This is a genomic window from Moorena sp. SIO3I6, assembly GCF_010672095.1.
The window spans coordinates 1-2,495 of record NZ_JAAHHU010000662.1 but is presented as its reverse complement, the minus strand read 5'-3'; the positions used below and the strand labels follow the sequence as shown (position 1 = coordinate 2,495).

Below are 2,495 nucleotides of genomic sequence, written 5' to 3'. Positions count from 1 at the left end.
GCCTATAATTTCTCTGGCTTGACAGAAGGGTTTGTTGAAATTTTACCAGCCCAAAAAACTGCCGAAAACCCAAGCTGGTTTCAGGGAACAGCAGATGCGGTTCGTCAGTATCTCTGGTTATTTGATGGCTGGGATGTTGATGAATACCTAATTCTATCAGGAGACCACCTCTACCGGATGGACTATCGCTTATTTGTCCAACGTCACCGGGACACTAGAGCGGATATTACTCTTTCGGTTGTGCCTATTGATGAGACACGGGCATCTAGCTTTGGCTTGATGCAAATTGATGATCGGGGCAAGGTGATTGACTTTCGCGAGAAACCTACAGGGGAATTGCTTAAACAAATGCAAGTGGATACTACTGTGCTTGGACTGACACCAGAACAAGCCAGAAATAGTCCTTACATTGCTTCTATGGGGATTTATGTCTTTAGTAAAGCAGTGATGAAAGAACTACTCGAAGCTAATTCTGAGCACACAGACTTTGGTAACGAAGTTATCCCAGCCTCGATGCAAAAGTATAACATTCAAGCTTACTTATTTAATGATTATTGGCAAGATATCGGCACTATTGAGGCATTCTACAATGCTAACTTATCCCTGACTCGTCAACCTCAGCCATCCTTTAGCTTTTATCATGAAGATGCTCCGATTTACACCAGAGCTCGTTATCTACCGCCCTCAAAGCTTTTAGACTGTCGGGTCACAGAGTCAATTATTGGGGAAGGGTGTATTCTCAAAGACTGCCGCATTAATAACTCGGTATTGGGATTGCGATCGCGAGTGGAAGCTGGAACAGTTATCGAGGACTCTTTAATTATGGGGGCTGACTACTATCAATCTTTAACAGAACGTCTATCAGCCCAAGAACAAGGCCAAGTGACTTTAGGGATTGGTAAGGATACTGTTATTCGTCGTGCAATTATCGATAAAAATGCTTGTATCGGTAACAATGTCAAAATATTCAACAAGGATCGTGTAGAAGAAGCCAACTGCGAAAGCGAGGGATTTTATATTCGTAATGGCATTGTTGTAGTGCTCAAAAATGCCGTAATTCCCCATGGAGCCGTGATTTAGTCCTATGGGGTGGAAACGGTAAGTTCATCTACATCAAAATTAGGCGCTAGGCAAACTTACCCTAGGGATAGGGATTAGACATGCTTAGCCTAGGCATTAATTACTACAAGCATTAGCCTAACACCTTGCTACCGAAGACCTTGCCCTAACCCTGAAAACAGCCTTGACAGAGTATTTAACATGTACGGAAATTGCGATCGCACCAGTGAGGAAGAACCGAACTAAGTTTAGTTGAAACCTTTGTTACCCTAGCGTTGAGGTAGATAAACCATAATCCAAGGGCAATAACTTACCCGTTACGATCTTAGACGATTAGGAGAAACTCTTGATGGCTGCGACCGACTTCAAAGACTATTACTCCATCCTAGGAGTCAGCAAAACTGCTAGTGCTGATGACATTAAAAAGTCCTTTCGCCGTTTGGCCCGGAAGTACCACCCAGACCTGAATCCTGGGGACAAACAAGCCGAGGCTCGCTTTAAGGAAGTCAATGAAGCCTACGAAGTGTTATCTGACTCGGACAAACGGAAGAAATACGATCAATTTGGTCAGTACTGGAAGCAAGCGGGACAAGGATGGTCTGGTGGTAGTGGAGTCGGTGTTGATGTTGGTGGCTTTGATTTTAGCCAGTACGGCAGCTTTGACGAGTTCATTAATGAATTGTTAGGTCGCTTTAGCACTGGTGCGCCCGGTGGTGGAAGCAGAAGTAGTCATAGCTACTCCTACCGTACAAGTACTTCTAACTCTAATGGGTTTAATGATTTTGGTGGTTTTAGTGGCTATAGCAGCACCTCAGGCTTTAACAACACTACGGGAGCAAGTGCTGACCGGGAAGCAACCATTAGCCTCAGTTGGTCTGAAGCCTTTAATGGTGTCCAAAAACGTTTCAGCCTAGGTAGTGAAACTATAACTGTTAGGATTCCCCCTGGTGCCAAACCCGGTAGTCGTATTCGGGTGCGAGGCAAGGGTCAGGTCAACCCTCTGAATCAGCAAAAGGGAGATTTGTATTTGAAAGTAGAACTCAAATCTCACTCTTTCTTTGAGTTCGATGGTGAGAATCTGGTTTGCGAAGTGCCAATCACACCAGATGAAGCCGTTTTGGGTGGGTCAATCGACGTACCAACTCCAGATGGCTCTGTGAGTATGAATATTCCTGCTGGTATTCGTTCTGGTCAATCTCTGCGGTTGCGGGGTAAAGGCTGGTCTTTACCTAAGGGTGGACGTAGTGATCAGTTAGTGCGAATTACGATAGTAACTCCGAAAAACCTCACCAATCAGGAGCAGGAGTACTATGAAAAAATCCGTGAAAGTCGCCGCTTCAATCCCCGGAGTCACTTGTCCCAAGTTCGACTATGATTATATCTAGCAGTTCTCAATTGGGTGAGGGACTTACTAGGAGTGGGTTAATGGGAGTAGG

The 2,495-nt window shown here is 44.8% G+C and carries 2 protein-coding genes; both read left to right on the top strand.

The window, feature by feature from the left end; all coding sequences use genetic code 11:
• A partial coding sequence (locus F6K49_RS41080; RefSeq protein WP_293106789.1) for a glucose-1-phosphate adenylyltransferase occupies positions 1-1,080 on the top strand: 1,080 nt, incomplete at its 5' end.
• Positions 1,081-1,408: 328 nt separating this feature from the next.
• Positions 1,409-2,434, top strand: a complete 1,026-nt coding sequence (locus F6K49_RS41075; RefSeq protein ID WP_293082740.1) for a DnaJ C-terminal domain-containing protein — start codon at positions 1,409-1,411, stop codon at positions 2,432-2,434.
• Positions 2,435-2,495 lie beyond the last annotated feature (61 nt).